At 68.1% G+C, this 23,158-nt stretch carries 18 protein-coding genes; 7 read left to right on the top strand and 11 right to left on the bottom strand.

Annotated elements, in window-relative coordinates:
- Positions 1-11: 11 nt before the first annotated feature.
- Positions 12-914, bottom strand: coding sequence for a caspase family protein (locus ACNH6H_RS08260; RefSeq protein WP_418317014.1), 903 nt, complete (start codon positions 912-914; stop codon positions 12-14).
- 175 nt (positions 915-1,089) lie between these two features.
- Here ACNH6H_RS08260 and ACNH6H_RS08255 point away from each other — a divergent pair, with 175 nt between their 5' ends.
- The 3 genes from ACNH6H_RS08255 (at position 1,090) to ACNH6H_RS08245 (ending at position 3,550) form a co-directional block, all read left to right on the top strand.
- The gene (locus ACNH6H_RS08255) at positions 1,090-2,139 is read left to right on the top strand and encodes a CHRD domain-containing protein (RefSeq protein ID WP_418317013.1); all 1,050 of its coding nucleotides are present in this window, start codon (positions 1,090-1,092) and stop codon (positions 2,137-2,139) included.
- A gap of 65 nt (positions 2,140-2,204) precedes the next feature.
- Entirely contained in the window at positions 2,205-2,750 is a 546-nt protein-coding gene (locus tag ACNH6H_RS08250; RefSeq protein WP_418317012.1) for an RNA polymerase sigma factor, read from the top strand.
- A complete protein-coding gene (locus ACNH6H_RS08245) occupies positions 2,750-3,550 on the top strand; it encodes an anti-sigma factor family protein (protein WP_418317011.1) in 801 nt (266 codons plus the stop codon). Before ACNH6H_RS08250 ends, ACNH6H_RS08245 begins: the two co-directional genes overlap by 1 nt.
- A gap of 21 nt (positions 3,551-3,571) precedes the next feature.
- Here the strand turns inward: ACNH6H_RS08245 and ACNH6H_RS08240 are convergent, their stop codons facing one another.
- From ACNH6H_RS08240 to ACNH6H_RS08225, 4 genes are all read right to left on the bottom strand, one after another.
- A complete protein-coding gene (locus ACNH6H_RS08240) occupies positions 3,572-4,333 on the bottom strand; it encodes an SIR2 family NAD-dependent protein deacylase (RefSeq protein WP_418317010.1) in 762 nt (253 codons plus the stop codon).
- A 19-nt stretch (positions 4,334-4,352) separates the two neighbouring features.
- On the bottom strand, positions 4,353-5,093 hold the full coding sequence (locus tag ACNH6H_RS08235) for a dienelactone hydrolase family protein (RefSeq protein WP_418317009.1): 741 nt from the start codon (positions 5,091-5,093) through the stop codon (positions 4,353-4,355).
- A 77-nt stretch (positions 5,094-5,170) separates the two neighbouring features.
- Positions 5,171-8,332: an efflux RND transporter permease subunit gene (locus ACNH6H_RS08230; protein WP_418317008.1), complete on the bottom strand. Its 3,162-nt coding sequence runs from the start codon at positions 8,330-8,332 to the stop codon at positions 5,171-5,173.
- A gap of 9 nt (positions 8,333-8,341) precedes the next feature.
- On the bottom strand, positions 8,342-9,457 hold the full coding sequence (locus ACNH6H_RS08225; protein ID WP_418317007.1) for an efflux RND transporter periplasmic adaptor subunit: 1,116 nt from the start codon (positions 9,455-9,457) through the stop codon (positions 8,342-8,344).
- 142 nt (positions 9,458-9,599) lie between these two features.
- On the opposite strand from ACNH6H_RS08225, the gene ACNH6H_RS08220 reads away from it, so the two are divergent.
- Entirely contained in the window at positions 9,600-10,241 is a 642-nt protein-coding gene (locus ACNH6H_RS08220; protein WP_418317006.1) for a DsbA family oxidoreductase, read from the top strand.
- Positions 10,242-10,252: 11 nt separating this feature from the next.
- Here ACNH6H_RS08220 and ACNH6H_RS08215 read toward each other — a convergent pair whose 3' ends face one another.
- The 3 genes from ACNH6H_RS08215 to ACNH6H_RS08205 all read right to left on the bottom strand — a co-directional run bounded on the left by ACNH6H_RS08215 (position 10,253) and on the right by ACNH6H_RS08205 (position 13,356).
- Positions 10,253-11,188 (bottom strand): DMT family transporter, encoded by a 936-nt coding sequence (locus ACNH6H_RS08215; RefSeq protein WP_418317005.1) that lies wholly within the window; start codon positions 11,186-11,188, stop codon positions 10,253-10,255.
- Between the two features lie 16 nt (positions 11,189-11,204).
- On the bottom strand, positions 11,205-12,653 hold the full coding sequence (locus ACNH6H_RS08210; protein WP_418317004.1) for an NAD-dependent succinate-semialdehyde dehydrogenase: 1,449 nt from the start codon (positions 12,651-12,653) through the stop codon (positions 11,205-11,207).
- Between the two features lie 247 nt (positions 12,654-12,900).
- Entirely contained in the window at positions 12,901-13,356 is a 456-nt protein-coding gene (locus ACNH6H_RS08205) for a hypothetical protein (protein ID WP_418317003.1), read from the bottom strand.
- Positions 13,357-13,591: 235 nt separating this feature from the next.
- Here ACNH6H_RS08205 and ACNH6H_RS08200 point away from each other — a divergent pair, with 235 nt between their 5' ends.
- A complete protein-coding gene (locus ACNH6H_RS08200) occupies positions 13,592-14,044 on the top strand; it encodes a PA2169 family four-helix-bundle protein (protein WP_418317002.1) in 453 nt (150 codons plus the stop codon).
- Between the two features lie 108 nt (positions 14,045-14,152).
- On the opposite strand, the gene ACNH6H_RS08195 is transcribed toward ACNH6H_RS08200, so the two are convergent.
- Positions 14,153-14,575: a DUF3597 domain-containing protein gene (locus ACNH6H_RS08195; RefSeq protein ID WP_418317001.1), complete on the bottom strand. Its 423-nt coding sequence runs from the start codon at positions 14,573-14,575 to the stop codon at positions 14,153-14,155.
- A 176-nt stretch (positions 14,576-14,751) separates the two neighbouring features.
- Between ACNH6H_RS08195 and ACNH6H_RS08190 the strand changes: the two genes are divergently transcribed.
- Together ACNH6H_RS08190 and ACNH6H_RS08185 are read left to right on the top strand one after the other, a co-directional pair.
- On the top strand, positions 14,752-17,031 hold the full coding sequence (locus tag ACNH6H_RS08190) for a SulP family inorganic anion transporter (protein WP_418317000.1): 2,280 nt from the start codon (positions 14,752-14,754) through the stop codon (positions 17,029-17,031).
- Positions 17,032-17,041: 10 nt separating this feature from the next.
- Positions 17,042-20,419, top strand: a complete 3,378-nt coding sequence (locus ACNH6H_RS08185; protein ID WP_418316999.1) for an ATP-binding protein — start codon at positions 17,042-17,044, stop codon at positions 20,417-20,419.
- Positions 20,420-20,462: 43 nt separating this feature from the next.
- Here the strand turns inward: ACNH6H_RS08185 and ACNH6H_RS08180 are convergent, their stop codons facing one another.
- Positions 20,463-21,176: a hypothetical protein gene (locus ACNH6H_RS08180; RefSeq protein ID WP_418316998.1), complete on the bottom strand. Its 714-nt coding sequence runs from the start codon at positions 21,174-21,176 to the stop codon at positions 20,463-20,465.
- Positions 21,177-21,369: 193 nt separating this feature from the next.
- Positions 21,370-23,154 carry a DUF885 domain-containing protein gene (locus ACNH6H_RS08175; protein ID WP_418316997.1) on the bottom strand — a complete coding sequence of 595 codons (1,785 nt, stop codon included), beginning with the start codon at positions 23,152-23,154 and terminating at the stop codon, positions 21,370-21,372.
- Between the last annotated feature and the right edge of the window lie 4 nt (positions 23,155-23,158).

Raw genomic sequence — 23,158 nt, 5'->3', positions numbered from 1 at the left:
AGCCGAAGCGGTCAGATCGAAAACGGGCGCTGGACCAGCAACGAGCGTGCGTCACCGAGCGTGAACAGGTTCGGCGACTGGCTCGGCGGCAACGCGGCGCGGACCTGCGCATGCAGGCGCAGGTAATCACCCGCGAACGCGCCGCGGTTCCAGATCCGCAGCAACTCGCCGGTAAAGACACCGTTCTGCTCGCCGTCCATCGCGGTCTGGTTGTCCTGGCAGCCGGCGATCAGCAGCACCGCCGGCTGGAAGCGGCCGACCACCTGCGTCGCATGGCCGGCGGCGCCGACCTGCGCAAGTGCGGTATCGGGATCGACGCGGGCCTTGTTCGCCTGCTCGACGACCCGCTGCTGCACCTTGTCGTAGAAAGCCTGGTGGCGGTCGTAGACGCGCCGCGCGACCGCCGGTGGCATCAGCCGCGGCCGCAGCCCCGGTGGCGGTGGTCTGGGCACCACATCGCGGGTGACGGTGCCGCTGTGGCAGCTGTCCGACACCACGACGATGCGGGTGCCGGCGGCAAAGCGGCTCAGTTCGTAATACAGCTCGTCGTCGACCAGCTGGCCATCGAACAAACACCAGGTCTCGTCCTGCCCATCGACCTCGTCGCCGTCGACATCGCGCACCTGGCCGCCGTGGCCGGCATAAGTCAGCAGCAACAGGTCGCCGGCCTGCAGCGCACGCGCCGCGCGCCGGATCGCAGCCAGCACGCGCGCACGCGTGGCCTGCTTCGTCAGCAGCAGCGTCGGCTTCATCTGCTGGTCACGCGCCAGTGCGGCCATGTCCTCGGCGTCGAATTCGCAGGCTTCGAGCGGGCCGTCCCAGCCTGCATAGTGGGCCGGATCGACACGGTTGACACCGATGTGCAGCGACAAGGCCTGCGCCGGATGGCGGGCTGCGGCAGCTGGCCGGGGCATGGCACCTCCTTCCTGTTGCGACGCACAGAAGCGCCCGGTTCGCGCCATCATGGACGCCTATCGCGCATAACGGAAGACCTAAGTCAAAGTCGTCACCTTCCGAAAAGTCGCCTGCAATGCAATATTCCGGCCGTTGCCGACGTATACCGTTCTCGTGAACCAACTGGAGATCGTGATGAATCTGCGTTCGAAGTGGGCCCGTCTGCTGGCATCGGTGGCGGTGATCGGCCTCGCCTCATGTGGTGGCGACGGCAGCCCGGATACCTATACGGTCAGCGGCACGCTGGCTGGTTCGGTCGGTCCGGTCGTCGTCTCGCTCAATGGCGGCAACAACGTCACCTTGTCGAGTCCCGGTTCGTTCACGTTTCCGACCCGTCTCAGTACCGGATCCTCGTATCTCGTCACAGCCGACGGCGCTCAGAACTGCAATGTGACGAATGCCTTCGGCACCGTCGTGCTGAGCAACATCAGCAATGTCACGATCACCTGCACCACCGTCGTCCGCTCGGCGACCTTGTCCGGCGCCAGTGAAAATCCGCCGGTCACGACCACGGCGACCGGCCGCGGTGCGATCGTCGTCAACCCGACAACGAAGGAAATCACCGGTGGCGCGACGATCACCGGGCTGACGCCGAGCGCCGGCGGCCACCACATCCACCAGGCGCCGGCCGGCAACCCGACAGGCAACGGCCCGGTGATCATCGGCCTGCTGCTGGCTTCCGACGGCCGCACGCTGACGGTGCCGGCGAATACGGTGCTGACCGATGCGCAATATGCCGCATTGGTCGCCGGCGAGCTGTACATGAATATCCACACCGCAGCGCATCCGGGCGGGGAGATCCGTGGCCAGCTGAACCAGCGCGCGAACCTGAGCGCCGGGTTGGCCACGCTGACCGGCGCGCAGGAGGTGCCGCCGGTGACGACGGCAGCGAGCGGCCGCGGCACGATCGTGTTCGACTCGAACACCCGGCAGGTCATCATTGCCTATGCCACGCACACCGTCGCGAGCCCGACCGTCGCCCACATCCACACCGGCGCAAGCGGTGTCAGCGGGCCGGCCGACGTGATGACGCTGAATGCCAATACCGGCCGGTTCACCAGCCCGGCAGCGGCGAGCCTGACGGCACAGAACGTCACCGATTTCCTCGCCGGCAGGACCTACTTCAACGTCCACAGCACGACTTTCCCGGCCGGCGAGATCCGCGGCCAGATCGCGGTGCAGTGAGCTGGTGGTGATGCGGCCGGCGTGCGGCATCTGGCGGGTCCGATAGGTCCGGACCCGGCTGCCTGATGCACGCGCCAGCCGCCTTTCGCCGCCGCCTGCTCGACGCGATGCCGCGGCTGCGCCGTTATGCGCGCTCGCTCGAGCACGACGACGATGCCTGCGACGACCTGGTGCAGCAGTCGCTCGAACGGGCGCTGCTGCACTGGCAACAATTCGATCCGCAACGCGACATCGTCGTCTGGCTGCTGGCGATCGCCCACAATGCCTTCATGGATGCGATGCGCCGCGAGAGCCGCTTGCGATCGCGCCCAGCCGATGGCGTTGATGACGACGACACCGGAACGCACCGCGAAGCGCCGGACCCCGGCCTGCGACTCGATCTGCAGAGCGCGCTGGCATCGCTGCCAGCCGACATGTGCGAGCCGTTGCTGCTGGTCTGCATGGAGCAGTTGAGTTATGCCGAAGCGGCGCAGGTGCTGAACCTGCCAGTCGGCACGGTGCTGTCGCGGGTGCACCGGGCTCGTGTGCTGTTGCGCGCCTTTCTGGCCGGCGAGGGTCGTCGGGGACCGGCCACGGCTGGCACCGCACCCGCGCTGCGGCGGGTGGTCTGATGATGGAAGACGACCGGATTTCCGATCAACAACTCAGCGCCTGGGTCGACGGCGAACTCGACGGGCCGGATCGCGAGCGTGTCGACGCCTGGCTGCAACGGCATCCGGACGATGCCGAGCGGGTGAAGCAATGGGCAGCCGACCGTGCGGCGATCGCAGCGCTCGGCGCCAGGCTCGCGGGCCGACCGGTGCCGCGCCGCCTGCGTGCGGCGGTCTGGCGGGGCGACGGGACGCAGCGCCGCTGGCTTGCCGCTGCCGCTGCGGCAGGGCTGCTGTTGGTCGGTGCGGCGGCCGGCGGCGGCTTCGTCTGGCAGTGGCAACAGGTCGAGCAGCAGGCGCGGCTGGCCGAACTGCGCGAGGCCCTGGCCGCCGGCAGCGCCGATGGCTGGGCGCAGCGCGCTGCACTGGCGCACAGCGTCTATGTGGCCGAGCCGCGGCATGCGGTCGAGGTCAAGGCGCAGGAGGAACATCTGGCGCGCTGGTTGACGCGGCGCATCGACGTGCCAGTCAAGCTGTTCGACCTGCGCGAGCAAGGCTTCGAGCTGGTCGGCGGCCGCTTGCTGCCCGACGGTCCCGGCAAGAGCGCGCAGCTGATGTACCAGGACGGCCAGCAGCGGCGCGTCACCGTCTATCTGCGCAAGCCGGAGCAGGGCACTGACGCGGCGTTCCGCCATGAGCAACACGGCGATGTCGGGATGTTCTACTGGGTCGAAGACGGCGCCGGTTATGCGTTGGTCGGCGAGTTGCCGCGCGAGAGCCTGCTGGCTCTCAGCGAGGCGATCTACCGGCAGATCCAGTGACGGCGGCGCCGCTGGTGCGGCTCAGCCGGCGCAGATCCGTGGCAATACCTCGCCGATCGGCTGGCGCAGCAACACGTCGGCCAGCGCATCCATCGGCGTCGGCTGGTCGTTGACGATGATGATCCGTGCACCGGCCTCGCCGGCCAGCGGCACCACCGACGCCACCGGATAAACCTGCAGCGTCGTGCCGATCGCCAGCAGCAGATCGGCTTCGGCGGCCAGCGCCATCGCCCGTTCGATCACCTCCGGCACCAGCGCCTGGCCGAACGAGATCGTGTCGCTTTTCAGGATGCCGCCGCACTCCAGGCAATGTGGATCGGCCTCGCCGGCGCGGACCCGCTGCAGCACCTCGGGCATCGGCAGCCGCTTGCCGCAGCCCCAGCACATCACCCGGCGCATCGTGCCATGGACCTCGACGACGCGGTTCTCGGCATGGCCGGCCAGCTGGTGCAGGCCGTCGATATTCTGCGTGATCAGGCCGTGCAGCAGGCCGCGGCGCTCGAGCTCGAATACCGCGCGGTGGCCGCTGTTCGGCCCGGCATGCCAGGCCGGATGGTTGATGCGGCTTTGCCAGGCAGCGCGCCGCACCTCGCCATCGGCCAGGTAGTTCTGCAGCGTCGACTGTTTCTCGGCTGCTGGATTTTTTGTCCAGACACCTTTCGGCCCGCGGAAATCCGGAATCCCCGATTCGGTCGAGATGCCGGCACCGGTCAGCACGACGATGCGCCGCGCGGCGTCGACCAGCTGCCGCGCGCGGGTGACCGAATCTTCGGGCGGTGTCATCGTGATGCCTCGTTGCGGCTCAGCGCAGCTGCCGCAGGTTGCGGTCGAACAGGCTGAACAACCGCTCCCAGTGCCGTTCGGCGGCATCACGCTTGTAGACGCCGTTGCGTTGCGGGAAAACGAAGCCGTGCTCGGCGCCGGCATACCACTCGACGCGGTGCGGCGTGCCGGCGACCTCGAGTGCGGACTGCAGTTTCATGACGTCCGCCTTCGATGCCCATTTGTCGAATTCGGCGCAGGCGAAATAACTTTCGCAGCGGATCTTCGGTGCCGCCAGGTGCGGCGAGTCGGTCTGGTCGGTGACCATGCGTGCGCCGTGGATCGACGCAATGCAGCGCAAGCGGTCAGGAAAGGCGGCAGCGGCCCACATCACGAACGGGCCGCTCATGCAATAACCGACTGCGCCGATCCGCGATTCGTCGGCTTCCGGCTCGCCGTCGACGAACGCCAGCATCGCCAGCGTGTCGCATTCGGTGGTCGTCACGTCGAGCGAGTCCATGTGCTCATACATCGCGGCCAATGCGGTCTCGGTGCGCTCCTCCAGCTGGTAGTCGCGCGATCGCCGGTAGTACAGATTCGGCAATACGACGTAATAGCCGACGGCGGCGATGCGCCGCGCCATGTCGTGCAGTTCCTCCCGTTTGCCCGGTGCATCCATGTAGAAGAGGACGACCGGGAAAGGTCCGTCTTCCTCCGGATGGACCACGAAGCTGTTCATCCCGCCATCGGCAGTCGGGATATCGATGTGTCGTTCGATCATGTCTTGTTGGTTCTGGTTTTGTCAGTAACGATGTTTGTGTCGTCCCGGCGCGCGCAGTTCCAGCATCGCGAGCGGCTTCAAGCGGGCAGGATCCGCCGGCGCTGCCACCAGCGTCGGCGCGTCCCCGCGTGGTCGTGGCCGCGCATGAATGCGAGATACAGCAATGGCACAACAAACAGCGTCAGCAGCGTCGAGAATGCCAGACCCCAGACAATACTGGCCGCCACCGGCCCCCACAACAGGCTGTGGCCGCCGAGCCCGAAGGCGAGCGAAAACAGCCCGCCGATCGTCGTCGTCGTCGTGATCAGGATCGGCACGACGCGACGCCGCGCAGCCTGGATGATCGCGTGGATCGTGCTCATGCCGCGCTGCATGCGGTCGTTTGCCGCATCGATCAGCACGATCGCCGAATTGACAGCGATGCCGGTCAGCGCGATCACGCCATACAGCGTATACAGCGACAACGGGTTGTTCGAGATCGCCAGTCCGAAGGCGACGCCGGTGAAGGCCGATGGCACCGTGACCAGGATCATCATCGGCTGGAAATAGCTCCTGAACTGCGCCGCGAGGATCAGGTAGATCAGCCCGACACCGAGCATGAACAGGCTCTGCATCGCGTCCAGGCTCTCCTCGATGTCCTCGAGTTCGCCGGAAAAATCGAGGTCGATGCCCGGATGCTCGGCGCGGATCCTTTCCCAGCCGGCCTTGATGATGTCGTTGGCCGCCTTGGTATCGGTGACCTCCTTGTCGAGATTGGCTTCGACGGTGACGGTGCGGCGCAGGTTGTAGTGGCGGATGAAGCCGCGGCCCGGCTGCACTTCGGCTTCGACCAGCGCGCCGAGCCGGGTCGTCTGGCCGTTCGGCAAGGCAATCGGTTCGGCGAGCAGCGCGGCCGGGTCGGCGCGCAGGTCGCCGGCGCCGCGCAGCGCCTCGTCGGAGCGGATCCGCAGCTCGATCTTGTCGCCTTCGTCGCGGGTGAAGGCGACCACCTCGCCATCAACCGCCAGCCGCACCAGCCGCGCCACCTGCGCCGGATGCAGGCCGGCATCACGCACCGCATCGCGGTCGAGCCGCAACTCGAACTGCATCCGGCCGGGCAGGTTGTCGTCCTGCACGTCCTTTGCGCCCGGGATCGTTGCGGTGATCTGTTTCAGCGCATCGGCGGCGCGCTGGATGCGCTCGAAATCGTCGCCACGCACTTTCACGCTGATCGCCTTGCCGGCCGGCGGGCCGCCCGACAACACGGTAAAACTCTTGCGCCCCGGGCCGGGCAGGTTCTCGATCGTGTTGCGCATCTGCTCGACAACCTCGCTGACGGTGCGTGAATCGTCGCTGCGCGGGTTCAGCGAAACGAACACCTGGCCATAAAGCTCGCCGTAGACCGGTTCGGTTTCGGTGAACTTCAGGCCGGCGGTGCTGGTCACCGCACGTGCCTCGCCAGCCGGGCCGACGCCGCGCAACTGGCCGCGCACCGCCTGCTCGACCAATTGCGTTGCCGCCAACGTATCTTCGAGCGCCGCGGTCGGTGGCATGTCGACATTGACGTAGAACGCGCGGATCGGGTCGAACGAAAAAAACTGCACCCGGATCACGCCGGTTGCGAGCAGCGCAACCGCCGCGGCGACCGCCGCCGCGCCGACCACCGCAAAGCGTTTCGGCCGCCGCAGCACATAGGCCAGCGCCTGGCCGTAACGCAGCCGGATGCCGCGGTTGAAACGCGCCCGCCAGGCCTGCACGCGCGAGTTCGGGTCAAACCGCACACCGATCGCGCCGACATGCACCGGCATCATCCAGAACGCCTCGAGCAGCGAGATCAGCAGCGCCACCGTGACGACAAACGGGATGATGAACATGAACTTGCCCATGATGCCGGGCAGCAGCATCAGCGGCAGAAAAGCGGCCATCGTCGTCGCGACCGATGCGAGCACCGGCTTCCAGACCTCGGCGATCGCATCGAGGCTGGCAGCCAGCGCCTGCTGGCCGCGCTGCATGCGGTAGAAGATCGCCTCGACGACGACGACCGCATCGTCGACCAGCATGCCCAGCGCAATCACGACGCCGAGCAACACCGAGACATTGACGGTGTGGCCGAGCGCATTGAGCACGGCAAACGCGCCGAACAGCGAAAACGGAATGCCCAGCGACACCAGCAGGCCGATCCGCCAGCCGAGAAACAGCCAGCACACCGCCAGCACCATCGTGATGCCGACCAGCGCATTGGTCTGCATCACGCCGATCGCATCGCGGGTCGGCACCGTCTGGTCGTCGCTGAGCACGAGGTCGAGGCCGGAGCGCGCCAGCGTGAGGTTCTGCTCGTCGATGTAGGTTTTCAGCCGGTCGACCAGTTCGAGCGTGTTGGTGCCGGATTTTTTCGTCACCGCGAGCGACACGGCGAGCCGGCCGTCGGTCGCCGCATATTGCGATGCCGGGGCCCGTGCGCGCTCGATCCGCGCGACGTCGCCGAGCCTCGCGGACAGGCCGGGCCGCGTCGACGAAAACACCGGCAGGTCGACCAGTTGCGACGGATCGGTGGCGATGCCCTTGACGCTGATCGACCAGCTGCCACCCTGCGTGCGCAGGCTGCCGCCGGAGGTGTCGCGCCACCAGGCGGCGACGCTGTCGGCGACATCGGTGGCGAGCAGGCCGCGTGCGGCCAGCGCCTGCGAATCGGGGCTGATCAGGATTTCCGGTTCGCGCAGCCCCGACGCATAAACCTGGTCGACGCCGGCCATCCGTTCCAGATCGTCCTTGATGCGGCGCGCATTGATGCGCAGCGTTTCGTCGTCGGCCTGGCCGAGCAGCATCAGCGAGGCGGTCGGAAAGCCGTTGCTGGTCGTGATCTCGAGGATCACCGGTTCCTTCGCAGTGGCGGGCAGTTCGCTCGCCGCCTTGTTCTGGATCTCGCGCCGCAGGTCGGCCATCCGCTTGTCGAAGCTGCGTTCGCTGATCTCGCGGAAACGCACCAGCATGCTGGCGATGTTCTCGCGCGAGGTCGAGATCACGAAGCGCACATCGGCGACGCCCTTGATCGCATCCTCGAGCGGATTGGTGACCAGCCGCTCGACCTCCTCGGCGCTGGCGCCGGGCAGCACCGTCGTGATGCTGACCCAGTTGAAATTGATTTCCGGATCCTGCTCGCGCGGCATCGTCAGGTAGCTGAACAGGCCGAGCAGCAGCACGACGACGAAGCCGATGTTGGCCAGCGGATGGTTGTTGATCAGCGCGCGCAGAAACTGCATCGGCTGCCTTCAGCGTGGCTGTGAGCTGATCGGCTGGCCGTCGCGCAGCCCGGCCTGGCCACGCACGACGATGCGGGTAGTCGGGCCGAGTGTGTCGGGCACCGCACTGGCGCGTCCTTCCTGCGCACCGGGCAGCGCGACAAAACGCGCCACGGTGATGCCGCCGCTGCGCTCCTCGACATAGACACCGAGCTGGCCGGCACGGCGCACCAGCAGGTCCGGCGGCAGATGGGGTTGCCGCTCGATCCAGCGCAGGCTGCCGCTGCTGCCGGGCGCCGGGGCGCCATCGGCGTCACGGAAAACCAGTCGCGCGGTGCGGGTGCGTGCCGGCGCACTGAGCAGCGGGCTGATGCGCAGCAGCTGCAGCGCAAAACTGCCGGCTGGCGACTCGAAGCGTGGTTCCTCGGCGCGGCGCAGGCCGGCGGCGTCGGCCGGGCTCAGCGTGGCCTCGACCTCGGCGGCGCCGGTTTCGGTCAGAACAAACAGCACGCTGCCCGGCGCGACCGTCTCGCCGGTCTGCGCGAGGCGCTGCCGGATCGTGCCGGCAAACGGCGCGCGCAGGCTGGTCTTGTCGAGCTGGCGCTGCGCCAGCGCGAGCTGCGCCTGCTGGCTGCTGCGTTCGCTGCGCAGCAGCGCGACCTCGGTTTCTCGCTGCGCGAGCGCCTCCTGCGAAAAAAATCCCTGTGCGACCAGCTCGCGGGCGCGGCTCAATTGCGCCTGCGCCAACTCGAGCCTGGCACTGGCCGCCTGCAATGCGGCGCGGGCCCGTTGCAGCGCAAGTTCGGCATCACGCGGGTCGATCTGCGCGAGCAGATCACCCTTGTCGACCTGCGCGCCGACATCGGCCGTCCAGCGCAACAGCACGCCGGACGCCTCGGCGGCCAGTTTCGCTTCGTTGCGCGCGACGACGACGGCCGGCGCCTCGCGCTCCGGCTGCAGCCAGACCGTGTCGAGGCGGGCCACGTCGACGCTGGCCGCAGCCGTTGCCGCCGCCGACGCGGCACGGTCGGGCTGCGCCGCCGCAGGCGCCGGCAGACCGCTCGCGGCCAGCAGCGCGATCGCTGGCAGCCAGCGTGCATATCGGCGCCGATGCGGGGCGAGGGTCGGGTTCACGGGCTGGTACACGGTGCGGGATGCTGGCTTGAGGAAAGCCGCCGAGCGGCGTCGTGGCCACAGTCTGCCATGGCCCCGCCAGCAGTCGGCGAGCACTGCAGCCGAACGGTGCGGCTGTTACGATCATTCGACATCCACCCAATGGGATAGCCAGATGAAGATCGATTTTGTCTCCGACGTCGCCTGCCCATGGTGCGCGGTCGGCCTGTATTCGCTGGAAGCCGCGTTGCGCCGGCTCGGCGACGATGTCGATGTCGAACTGCATTTCCAGCCGTTCGAGCTGAATCCGACATTGGCGCCGGAAGGCCGCGAAACGGTCGCCTATCTGGTCGAGAAATATGGCTCGACGCCGGAACGGGTGGCGCAGAACCGCGAGGCGATCCGCCAGCGTGGCGCAGAAGTCGGCTTCAGCTTCGGCGAGCGGCCATGGGTCTGGAATACCTTCGATGCGCACCGCATGCTGCACTGGGCCGGCCTCGAAGGCAAGCAGCGCGAGCTGAAACATGCGCTGCTGAAGGCCTACCACGGCGATGCCGAAAACCCCGGTGCGACCGATGTGCTGCTGCGACTGGCCGGCGAGGTCGGCCTCGATGTCGAGCGCGCGCGGCAGATTCTCGAGTCGGATGAGTATGCGAACGAGGTGCGCGCGCTCGAGCGCCACTGGCAGCAACTCGGCATCAGTGCGGTGCCGTCGATGATCATCAACGACCGCCACCTGATCCAGGGTGGGCAGCCGCCGGAGGTGATCGAGCAGGCGCTGCGCCAGCTGGCGCAGCCGCAGCAGCAAGCGAGCTGAGCGGGCCCCGGTCAGGCCTGCTGCGCACGCAGCAGCAGCATGCGCACCGCGCCGAACGCGATCAGCAGCCCCGAGACCACCGCGGCGATGCCGAGGATCTGCAGCGTGCCCGGCACCTCGCCGAGCACCGGAATCGCCAGCAGCGATGCGGCGCCCGGCACCATCGCGCCGAAAAATGCGGCGCGCGCCGACCCGAGGTAGGCGACGGCGCGGCTGAACGCCAGCACCGCAACCAGCCCGGCGCCGAGGCCCTGCGCAAACACCTGCAGCACCAGCATCGGCACGCCGGCGCTGGCCAGGCGGCCGAGGTCGGACAACGCAAAAAAGAACGGCACGAACAACAGGAACGCCAGCACGACGACCACCGACGTGACGCGCAGCGGGTCGACCTGCCAGCGCCGCGACAGCGCGCCGAACAGCCCCCAGCAGCAGCCGGCGGCGGCAAACAACAGGTCGCCGAGCAGCGTCAGCCCGCCCTCACCGTGCAGCAGGCTGTCGCCACCCATGAAAATCAGGCCGAGGACGACGAAGGCGGCCCCGATCGTGTTGTCGCGCGTCAGCCCCTGGTGCGCAATCAGCGCCGACACGCCGATGCCGACCAGCAGCTGGCAGGCCGGCGCAATCACCGCGCCGTGGGCCAGCGGCGCAAACGTGAAGCCGGTCATGAACAACAGGCTGAAACCGGGGCCGGCGAGCAGCGTCAGGATCATGCCGCGCCGCCAGCCGATGCCGGCCAGGTCGCGCCAGCCCCAGCGCCAGATCAGCGGCGCCATCAACAGCGCGCCGGGCGCAAAACGCAGCAGCGTCAGGTCACCCGGGCTCAGCCCGGCTTTCACGCCGAGCCGCGCGACCACCGTATAAACGGCCCAGATCGACGCGGCGAGCAAGCCCCACAACAAGCCGGTCAGCCGGGCCTTGCGCTCGGCTTCGGCGCTCGCCGCGTCCATCGACAGGCTGCTTCGGTCAGGCGGCCATTACCGAAACGTGTTTCGTCACGACATAGGCTTCCATCGCCTCCGGTCCGCCTTCGGAGCCATAACCCGACTCCTTGACGCCGCCGAACGGCAGTTCGGCCACCGGTGCTGCCGGCTGGTTGATCCACAACATGCCGACTTCGAGCCGTTGCGCCAGCTGGTGCGCATTCTTGATCGACTTCGTGAACGCATAACCGGCCAGGCCGAACGGCAGCCGGTTCGATTCGGCGATCGCCTCGTCGAGCGTGTCGAAGCCGCGGATCGCGGCGACCGGGCCGAACGGCTCGTTGTTGAAGATGTCGGCGTCGAGCGAGACATCGGTCAGCACCGTCGGCGCAAAGAAGTTGCCGGAATTGCCGACACGTTCGCCGCCGGTCGCGATCTTCGCGCCGGTCTTCACCGCGTCGTCCATCACCTTGGCCATCGCGGCGAGGCGGCGCTCGTTGGCCAGCGGGCCGAGCGTCGTGCCTTCGGCCAGGCCGTCACCGAGCTTCAGGCCCTGCGCATGCTTGACCAGTGCCGCGGCAAATTCCTCGCGCAGGCTGTTGTGAACGAGAAAACGCGTCGGCGAGATGCAGACCTGTCCGGCATTGCGGAATTTGGCGCCGCCGGCGCACTTGACCGCCAGCGCGACATCGGCGTCCTCGGCGACGATCACCGGTGCGTGGCCGCCGAGCTCCATCGTCGAACGCTTCATGTGCTGGCCGGCGAGTGCGGCGAGCTGCTTGCCGACCGGCGTCGAGCCGGTGAACGTGACCTTGCGGATCACCGGGTGCGGAATCAGGTAGCCGGAAATCTCGGCCGGATCGCCGAAGACCAGCCCGACGGTGCCAGCCGGCACGCCGGCGTCGATGAAACACTGCAGGAAGGCGGCCGGCGACGCCGGTGTCTCTTCCGGCGCCTTGACGAGGAACGAGCAGCCGCTGCCGAGCGCGGCGCCGATCTTGCGGACGATCTGGTTGACCGGGAAATTCCACGGCGTGAACGCAGCGACCGGGCCGACCGGCTCCTTCATCACCAGCTGCTGCGCATTGATGTTGCGCGACGGCACGATGCGGCCGTAAACACGGCGGCCTTCGTCGGCAAACCACTCGAGGATGTCGGCGGCGGCCAGCACCTCGCCGCGGGCCTCGACAAACGGCTTGCCCTGTTCCTGGGTCAGCAGCCGGCCGATCGCGGCGGCGCGTTCGCGCACCAGTGCAGCGGCCTTGCGCATCGTTGCGGCGCGTTCATTGGCGGGAATCTTGCGCCAGGCCTCGAAGCCGCTTTGCGCAGCGGCCAGCGCGCGGTCGAGGTCAGGGATTCCGGCATGTGCAACCTTGCCGATCACCTTGCCGGTGGCCGGATTGACGACATCGATCGTCTTGCCGCTGGCAGCGTCGCACCACTCTCCGGCGATCAGCAGTCGGGTGTCGGAATAGGTCGTTTCTGAGCTCATGGTCTTCCTCGTCTGGGGTTGCAGGGGCTGGTGCAGGCGGGCGCGCCGTCTGCACAACAGGTCGATCATCGCATCGACTGCCAATCCCTGCCCGGACGGCGGTTCTTCGCAACCCTATATCCAGCGGGCGCGCAGGGCCAGAAACGGAAAAAGCCCGCGACGGCAATGCCATCGCGGGCCGGAAACCGGCGGCGGACACGAAATGAAACCGCCACCGCTGCCGCGTCGAGCGCGGCCGGATGCTGGCTTATTTCGACGCCTTCAGGTCGGCCTCGGCCATCTTCTTCTCGTATTTCGCGGTCACCTTGGCGCGATCGGCATCGGTTTTCGCCTTTGCCATCGCCTCGATGCCTTCGGCATGCGCCTTTGCCTTGTCACGCGTGGCCTTGGCCTGCTTCATGCAGCTCTTTTCGGCGTCGCCCTTCATCTCCTTGCACTGCTTCTTCGCGGTCTTGTATTCGGCGTCGGCCTGCTTTTCCATTGCCTTGGCTTCTTCCTTGCTGCCCGAAAAGCTGACGCTGCCGCTCGCCGAAGCGGTTGCCGTCGTCGACGCCATCGGTGCAGCCGGCGGCGTGGCCATCGGCGCCGGTGCCGACGCGCCCGGGGTCATCGGGGCGGCGCCCCCGTGGGATGCGGCCGATACCGTCAGGCTGGTCAGGCCGGCCAGGGCGGCCACTGACAACGCGATCAATGACTGTTTCATGGGGTTCTCCTCAAGCCGGAAATCCCGGCAACGAGATTCCACTCGGCAGCCCATTGCCCGGCTGTAGGACGACGCCTCGAGATGATGCAAGCGGCCGCCGAGCGGCAAGGCCCACTCGATCGCCACCGCTGTGCATCGCCGATTCCGACCCGCGAAGGGGAGCCGTTCCTACAGATTGCAGCCGCACCTCTTTCTACGATGGCTGACACATTCACTTCTTGCGAGGAAAACGAACATGACAGACAAGACGATCAAAACCCTGAATGAACTGATCGAGACGTGCAAGGACGGCGAATATGGTTTCAAGGCCTGCTCGGAGCAGGCGAAATCGCACGAGCTGAAGTCGATGCTGGCATCGCGCGCCAGCGAGTGCCGGATGGCTGCGCAACAACTGCAGGCGCTCGTCACCCGCATGGGCGGCAAGGCCGAGGACGACGGCAGCATGCTCGGCGCGATGCACCGCGGCTGGGTATCCGTGAAGGCCAAGCTGTCGAGCTATGACGATCTGGCCGTGCTCGAGGAAGCCGAGCGGGGCGAGGATGCCGCACTCGAGACCTACCGCGACGCGTTGAAGGACGATCATCTGACGCCTGAAGCGCGCACGCTGGTCGACCAGCAATACCAGGGCGTCAAGCGCAACCACGACGAGGTGCGCCGCCGCCGCGACGAGCTGAAGGTCAAGAGCTGATCATCGCCGGCTGAGCAAACAGCCGAACTGCCCGCCGGAGATTTCTCCGGCGGGCGTTTTTGCGTCAGACGCGGCGATCGGTGGCGCCGCAGGCGGCCGGCAGATGGTTCAGTCGAGCAGTTCTCGCGGGATATTGCCGCCGTTCGCCGCGAGCTTCTGCATCACGGCCTTGTGCAGCCAGATGTTCATCGCTGCCGAATCGCCCATCTTCTCCGGCGGGCAGCCGAGTTCGGCGGCCAGTTCCTTGCGCTTGTCGAGGCTGCTGTCCAGACCGAGCAGCTTCAGCAGATCGACGATCGAGGTTCGCCAGTTGAGCTTCTGTGGATTGGCCGCGGCCATCGCATCGAGCTTGGCGACCATGTCCACCGGCGCCACCGGCGCTGCAGGTGGTGCTACCGGTGGCGCCACTGGCGCAGGCGCGTCCATCGATCGGCTCTGCTCGGGCACTCTGGATGGGGCAACGGTGGGTTGCTTCTCTTCCTCCTTGTCGCCGATACCGAGTTTGCCGAGTATTGATTTGAAGAAGCTCATGCCTTGATCCTTGGGAACGGGTTGGCGCCGGCGTATGACGACGCCTTCTGACGATACACCGCATCGACCGATGCGCCTTGTTCCTGGTCAAACGCGGCGCGCAGCGCCGATCCGCCTCACGGCAGCGTCGACAAACCGCACTTCCATGAGCCGGCATCGGCTGCGACACTAGGACGATGCCTGATCGCTTGTCCGATGCGCCGGCGGTGATTGCGACGCAGCCGGTCGCCGGCTGGCGCCGCGATGCCGTTGCCGCTGCCAGCGGAACGCTCGCCGCACTGCCCAGCGTGCTGACGCAGGGCCTGCTGGCCTATGCTGCGCTGGCGGCAGCGGGCCCGGCGATCGGCATCCCGGCCGCATTCGTCTCGATCGTGGTTGGCGGCATCGTCTTCGGCCTGCTCGGGCGCGGCCCGATGCCTGCCGGCGCACCGACCGCGGCGCCGGTGCTGATACTCGCCGGGCTGGTTGCGCAGGTCGTCGCCGATCCGGCTTTCGACGTGCACGATGTCGCGGCGGTCGCCAGCCTGCTCGCGTTGACCGCCGCAACCGTGGTCGGCATGGGCATCGTGCAGTTGCTGATCGCAGCGGTTGGCCTCGTCAAGCTGGCCAAGTTCGTTCCGCAACCGGTGCTCGCCGGTTTCATGAATGGCGTCGCGCTGCTGATCGTGCTGACGCAACTGCCGCTGCTGCTCGGCTGGCCGGACGGGTCGTGGGCGATGCAGGGCTGGTCTGCGATCGGTGGCATCCAGACCGGCACGTTGCTGGTTGCGTTGCTGACGATTGCCGCGATCCACTTCGCGCCGCGGATCACGCGCCGCGTGCCGGCCAGTTTTGTCGGCCTGCTGGTCGGCATCGTTGCCTGGTTCGCGATCGAGCGCCTGCTGCCATCGCTTGCGCTCGGCCCGCTGACCGGCAGCCTGCCGCAGGCGCTGCCGCGCGCCGATCTGCTGGCGCCGTGGTTCGGTCCCGACCAGCATGTGCTGCTGCAGCGCCATGCGCTGGCCGCGCTGACGACGGCAGCGCTGCTGGCGGTGATCGGCACCCTGACGATGGTGCTCGACGGCCTTGCCCTCGACCAGGCGCTGGGCGCGCGGACCGATGCAAGACGTGAATTGCTGGCGCTCGGCGCAGCCAACATCGCCAGCGGCTGCTTCGCCGGTCTGCCGGTGTTGCTGCACCGCACCCGGGCGCTGGCGATCACCAGCGAAGGCGGCCGCGCACCCCAGGCACTGATTCTGGGAACCGCGCTGTTCGCGGTGCTGGCGCTGGCCGGCGGGCCGATGCTGGCGATGATCCCGAAGGTCGTGATGGCCGCGATCATGGTGATGATCGCCTGGTCACTCGCCGATCAGTGGACACACCAGCTGATCGCGCAGTGGTGGCATGGTCTGCGCACGCCGGACCTGCAACTCAATCTCGCGGTGGTAGCCGTCGTCGCGGTCTGCACGCTGGTGTTCGGCCTGCTCGCCGGCGTGGCGATCGGCGCCTTGCTGGCGATCGTGATGTTCGTGCGCAGCATGAACCGCTCGCTGCTGCGCAACCGCTACGACGCGACGGCATTGCCATCACGGCGCATCTACCCGCCAGACCACGAAGCGCTGCTGCGCCGGCTGCGCCAGCGCATCGTCGTTCTCGAGCTCGAAGGCGCGCTGTTTTTCGGCAGCGCCGACCGCCTCGCCGACGAGGTCGAGGCGCTGCCGCGCAGCTGCCGCTGCATCGTGCTCGATTTCAAGCGCATCACGCTGATCGACGCCTCTGGCGCGGTGGTGCTGGCGCAGATCGGCCAACGCCTGCAGGCGCGCGGCGTCGTGATGCGGCTGGCAGCGGTCGCGAGCGGCAACCGCCACGGCCAGGCCCTGCATGAATTCGCCGCTGCGGCGCTGTCGCCGGATCACTGGTTTGCCGATGTCGACCAGGCGATCGAGGCGGCCGAGGCCCAGCTTCTCGCTGAACACGATACGGGATCTCGGTCCAAGTCGGGCGCTGTCGAACTGTCGGCGTGCAGCCTTGCCGACGGCCTCGATGCGGCGCAGCTCGGCCGGCTGGCCGCGTTGCTGGAGCGACGCGAACTGACCGCCGGCGAGCTGCTGTTCCGCCAGGGCGAAAGCGGCGATCGGCTGTATGTGCTGCTGTCAGGGTCGGTCAGCGTCGTCAGCGCCGCTGCGGTGTCGGCAAGCGATCCGGCGCCAGCCAGGCCGGCGCTGCCGAGGCAGCGTTATGTCAGTTTTTCGCCCGGCATGATGCTCGGCGAGACGGCGATGCTCGACGGTGGCGGCCGCACTGCAGACGCCGTCGCCGACCTGCCGTCGGTCGTGTTGTCGCTGAGCCGGCGCTCGCTCGACGAGCTGGACCGGCAGGATCCGCTGCTGTGTTCCAGGCTGTATCGCAACATTGCCCGCCACCTGTCGGAACGGCTGCGCGCCGCCGCGGCCGCGTGGCGCAGCAGCAGCGGCTGAGAAGAGCGTGATGACATCGACCGAGCAGCAACAACTCGTGGCCGCGATCGAAGGGCTCGAAGCGCAACGCGTGCTGCTTGGCGATGCCGTCGTCGACGCGGCACTCGGTCCGATGCGTTCGCGGCTTGCCGAACTGGCCGCCTCGGGTGCTTCAGCGCCGGCGCCAGGGCAGGCGGCGGAGGCGCTGCGCCTCGTCACGGTGTTGTTCACCGACATCGTCGGCTCGACGCAGATCGCGCAACAGGTCGATGCCGAGGACATGCTCGAGCTCAGCAGCGATGCCTTGGCGTGCCTGTCGGCGGTTGTCGACGCCCATGGCGGACGCGTGCTGCGTTATACCGGTGACGGGCTGAAGGCGGTATTCGGCGCCGATGCCGTGCACGAGGACGACGCCGAACGCGCCGTAGCCTGCGGGCTGGCGCTGCAGGCTGAAGCAGGGCGCCTCGCCGACCGCTGGCGCGAGCGCTGGCCGGGCTTCGTCTTCTCGATCCGTGTCGGCATCCACAGCGGGCAGGTCGCACTCGGCGGCGGCATCGAAGGCGGCTCGACGGCAATGGGCAGCACCGTCAATCTCGCGGCCCGTATGGAACAAGCCGCTGCAGTCGGCAGCGTGCGCATCAGCCATGACACCCAGCTGCTGGTGCGCGGCCGCTTCGATCTCGAGGCGCAGCCGGCGTTGCAGATGAAAGGCTTCAGCGAGCCGATGCGCAGCTACCGGGTGGTGCGCGCGCTGCCCCATTCGGCGGTCGCCAGCGGCCGCGGCGTCGAAGGACTGCCGACCCGGATGATCGGCCGCGACGCCGAGCTTGGCATCCTGCAGCAAGCCTGCACGCAGCTTGTGCTGCGCCGCCGGCTCGCGGTGATCAGCATCGTTGCCGAGCCTGGCATCGGCAAGAGCCGATTGCTGCAGGAATTCGAACACTGGCGGCGCAGCGGGCAGTCCGCGCCGACCCGACTGCTGCGGGGTCGGGCCACGCCGCAGACCGAGAACCAGCCGTTCGGTCTGCTGCGCGACCTGCTGGCGACATGTTTTGCGATCGCCGATGACGACGACATCGCCACCGCGAGGCAAAAATTCGAGCAGGCCATCGTGCCGCTGTTTGTCGGCGACGATGGCATCGACGTCGCCGAAGGCCACGCCCATCTGCTCGGCCACCTGATCGGCATCGACTGGCGCGACAGCGTGCACCTGCGCGGCATCCTCGACGACCCGCGGCAGATCCGCAACCGCGCGCTGCATGCGGCTGCGCAGAGTCTGCGCAAGCTGTCGGCGATCGACGGCGCGCCGATCGTCGTCGAGCTCGACGATCTGCACTGGGCCGACAACGACAGCCTCGATTTTCTCGACTACCTGTTCGATGTCGGCCGCGACCTGCCGTTGCTGGTGATCGCGTTGTACCGGGGCACGCTGTTCGAGCGCCGCCCCGACTGGCTTCGCGCGGTGCACGACCACCAGCGCATCGACCTCGCGCCGCTCGACGATGCTGCCAGCATCGCGATGGCCGACCAGCTGCTGCGCAGGCTGCCGGAAATACCCGATGCGCTGCGACAGCGCATCAGCGGCGATGCCGGCGGCAATCCGTACTACATGGAGGAGCTGGTCAACATGCTGATCGATCAGCGCGCGATCCTCGTCGACGAATCGGCTGAACAGTGCTGGCGGCTCGACACCGATCGGATGTCGGTCGCCCGCTTGCCGCCGACCTTGACCGGCGTGCTGCAGGCCCGGCTCGACGGCCTGCCGGCAGCCGAGCGGCTGGGCCTGCAGCAGGCCAGCATCGTCGGAGCGGTTTTCCGGGACGCGGCACTGGCCGCCGTCGACGAGACCGCGCCGGCGGCGCTGCCGGCGCTGGTGCGGCGTGAACTCGCGCTGCCGCGGCACGACGTGCCGGACGCTGACGATGGCGACGCTGGCGAATATGCCTTCAGGCACCAGATGCTGCACCAGGCGACCTATGCGACCGTGCTGAAGCGAACCCGGCGCGAACAACACGGCAGGCTGGCGCGCTGGCTGGCCGCGCAGACCGGCCTGCGCGCCAATGATTCGCTCGCTGTCACCGCCTTGCATTTCGAGCTTGCGGGAAACCCGGCAGAGGCGGCCGAATTCCATGCGCGGGCGGCCGAATATGCCGGCTCATGCCTGGCCCATGATGCGGTCGGTTTTCATGTCGGGCGTGGGCTGCTGCTGCTCGACGAGTCAACAGATGCTGACAGCCGGGGGCTGCGCTGGCGGCTGCTCGATGTGCGCGAACGTTCGCTCGAATTGCAGGGCGACCGGCTGGCGCAGGCCGCCGACATCGATGCGCTGGAGCGGCTTGCCGCTGATCTGGCTGATCCGAAACGGCGCGCCCATGCGGCCTGGCGGCGCAGCGTGATGGCGCAGCGCATCGCCGACTGGCCGGCCTGCGAACAGGCGGCCCGGCAGGCGATCGCGCTGGCGACCGAGGCCGGCGCCGACGAACTCCGGTTGCTGGCAATGCGCCTGCTCGGCCGCTCGCTGCTCAGGCCCGGTGATCTGGCGAGCGGCGCCGCCGTGATCCGCGATGCGTTGCAGCAGGCGCGGCAGCGCGGGCTCGATTCGGTGCAGTCGTTCTGCCTCAATTCGATGGCGGTGATTGCCGGCATGCAGCGCGATCCGGTTGCCGTGCTCGACTGGTCGCGGCAGGACCTGGCGGTCAACCGCCGCATCGGCAACCGCCGTGGCGAGGCGGTCGGCCTGAGTTCGGTCGGTTGCGCGCTGGTCGACCTCGGCCAGCATCACGAGGCTGCCGCGGCGCTCGAGGAAAGCCTGCGCCTGCTGCGCGCCAATGGCGACCGTCCGGCCGAAGCGGCGACGCTGTGCAGCTTGTCGACCGTCGCGCTGCGCGAGGGCGATACCGCCGGCGCAGCGGCGCGTGCCGAGGCTGCGATCGACATCGCCGGCGCCGTGCAGGCCCGCGCGACGCAGGCGATTGCGCTCGGCAAACTCGGCAATGCGCGGCTGGCGGCGAATCAACTCGAGGCGGCGGCGCAGGCCTACCAGGCGTCGCTCGAACTGGCAGTTGCGATCGATGACCCGGTTCGCCACGATGCCACCGCCGGGCTTGCCAGCGTGGCACTCGCGGCCGGACAGCTCGGCCAGGCCCTGACGTTGATCGACGAGCTGCTCGGAGAACTCGCCAGCGGCGGCACTTTCGATGGCGCCGAGGACCAGAGCCGGATCGAGCTGAGCTGTTTCCAGGTGCTGGCCGCCGCCGGCGACGATCGCGCCGGCGCCTGCCTGCAGCGTGCGCAGGCCAGGCTGCAGGCATGTGCTGCCGCGATCGGCGACGAAGCCATGCGCAGTGCGTTCATCGAACATGTCCCGACCCATCGGGACATCCTGTCGGCTTCGCTGGCGGCCCGCTGAGCGGAGCTACCGACAGCGACTCCGTGCCACCGGCGCTGCCGGCTCAATCGTCCCAGCTGGCGACCACCTGGTCGAGGCCTTCGCGGTAGTCGCTGAATCGCGGCGACCAGTCGGGCACCATCGGTTGCGGCGGCGTGGCGGGCATCGACAGCGCGGTCTGCTGCATGTGTTCCTCGTGCACGATCATCCGCATCAGCGGCGACGCCAGTCGCGGTACATGCATCGGGCATGCGCGGCCGATCCGGTGCGCAAAACCATCCATGAATTCGATGAACGGCAGCGGCCTGCCATCGGTCGCATAGAAAGTCTGGCCAAGATGCTGTGGCCGTGCAGCAGCAAGCAGCGCAGCGATCGCATCGTCGTGGTGCAGGTGGTCCTGCAACGCATCACGCGGCCCGGCCCAGTATGGCCGGCCGAGCCGGAACGCGCGCCGATAGGCCTGCAGATCCTGGCTGGTCGGCCCATACAGGTAGCCGAGGCGGACGACGATGCCGCCGCGCGAACTCGACAACACCATGTGTTCGCATTCGGCAATCACCTGGGCGATCGAGCGCAGCGGATCGAGCGCCGGTTCGCCACGGATGAACGAACAGCTGGCATGGACCAGCAGATCGCTGCCGCTGCGCAGCGCGCGCCGCGTATCGCCGAGTGCTGCGCGCGCAAAACCGGTCCAGGCATGGCCGTCGTGCAGCAGCGTATTGGCCTGCTGCAGTGCCAGGTTGAAATGGACCCGGCCGGGGCAACGTTGCGTTGCCATCAGCCGACCGAGTTCGGTGCGCGCGCCGGTCAGTGTCGGCTTGCTTCCCGCGGCCCGGCGCTTCGACCGCGCGGCCGGTGCCGCTGCCGCGGGGGATGGATCGGGAGCCGCCGCGGCGCGAGGGGGTGTCATGCGCCCGATGATGCCGCATTCGTTGCGGCGTGCAGTTGGTGTTTGCGCGCGGGCCGGTCTTTCAACCCATGGCGGCGACCCATTCGTCGATCTGTGTCGTCAGCACCTCGAGCGGCAATGCGCCCTGATCGATCACCGCATTGTTGAACCGGCGCAGGTCGAACTGCGGCCCCAGTCTGCTGCGCGCCTTGTCGCGTTGCGCGAGGATGTGCTGCTTGCCGACCATGTAGGCCAGCGCCTGGCCCGGATTCGACAGGTAGCGGTCGACTTCGGATTCGATGTAGACGCGGCTTTCGCCGACATCCTCGATCATGCTGTCGATCGCCTGCTGGCGGCTCCAGCCGAGCGCATGCAGGCCGGTATCGACGACCAGACGTGACGCGCGGAAGGCCTGCGCCTGCAGATGGCCATAACGCTCCTGCGGCGTCTCGAACAGGCCGATCTCGTCGCACAGGGTTTCGGCATACAGCGCCCAACCCTCGCCGAACGCGGTGTGGAAGGCATTGCGGCGGAATGCCGGCAGGTCGCCGAGCTCGAGTGCACGCGCGCCCTGCAGGTGGTGGCCGGGCACCGTCTCGTGGGCGACCAGCGTCGCCACCGCCCAGCGCGGGCGGCGCTGGAAGGCGAGCACGTTGGCGTTGTACCAGCCGGGCCCGCTGCCATCGTCGGCTGGCCGGTTGTAGTTGTCGGCGGCGCCGGCGCCGAGGTGGGCCGGCATCGGCCGGATGCCGTAAGGCGCACGCGGCAATTCGGCAAACAGCCGCGGCATTTCCGGATCGAGCCGTTTTGCGGCAATCCGATACGCGTCGAACAGCGCTTCGGCATTCGGATAAAAATGCTCCGGCTGGCGCAGATGGGCAACAAACTGCTGGAAGCTGCCGCTGAATTTCAGCTCGGCCATCACCTTGTTGATCTCGCCGCGCAGGCGCGCCAGTTCGTCGCGGCCCATCTGATGAATCTGCGCCGGCGTCAACGCCGTTGTCGTCTGGTCGCGCACGCGTTCGGCATAAACCGCATCACCGCCGCGATAACGCAGCAGGCCGCCGGCCGCCGGCGCGGCCGGCAGGTAACGCTCGACGATGAAGCTGCGCAGCTGCTGCAGCGCCGGCAGCACCCGGCTGGTCAGCACCGCCTCGCCATGGGCGCGCAGCTGCTCGCGGCGCGCCTGCGCAATGCCCGGCCCGAGCTTGCGGAACGGTTCGAAAAACGGCCCTTGCCGCAGATCGGCCCGCAGCTGGCCGTCGAGCTGGGCCAGTGCGCGCTCGAGCACCGGACGCGCCGGCACCCAGCCGAGTGCGATGCCGCGCGCCATCGAGTCGATCTCCTGCGCGAGCCGCGTCGGATAGCGGTCGAGGCGGGCCAGCAACTGCTCGACCTGCTGCTCGTTGTCGACCGGCACCGAGCGCAGCAGGTTCGACAACGAGGTCTGCGTGCCGCGCAGCGAACCGATGCGCATCGTCCGCCAGCCTTCCAGCGCGGCCTCGCGGACATCCGATTCGCGACCAAAAATGAACAGCTCGCGCGAGCGCCGGTCGGTCAGCGACAAGCCGTCGGCCGGTATCGCCTTCGCTTCGGCGAGCCAGCGGGCATTCATCGCATCGCGCTCGGCGATGCCGGCGGCCGATAAATCACTCCAGCGGTCGCCGAAGCGGTGATCGCCGCGCATCGTCGCCCACTCCGGCGAGCGCCGGGCCGACTCCTGCCAATAGCGGTCGAACAGCGCATGCAGCGCCCGCGACGCCGCCGTCGGTTTGTCGGCCACTGCGGTGGCCGTGTGGACGGTGGTGGCGGAGCCCAGCAGCGGCAGGGCGGTGGCGGCAAGCGCCTGGCGTCGGTTGATTTGCATGGGG

The organism is Pseudideonella sakaiensis (assembly GCF_048320135.1).
Lineage (GTDB): Bacteria > Pseudomonadota > Gammaproteobacteria > Burkholderiales > Burkholderiaceae_C > Ideonella_A > Ideonella_A sakaiensis_A.
The sequence above is the reverse complement of the archived record's forward strand: the minus strand, read 5'-3'. Positions and strand labels throughout refer to the sequence as shown.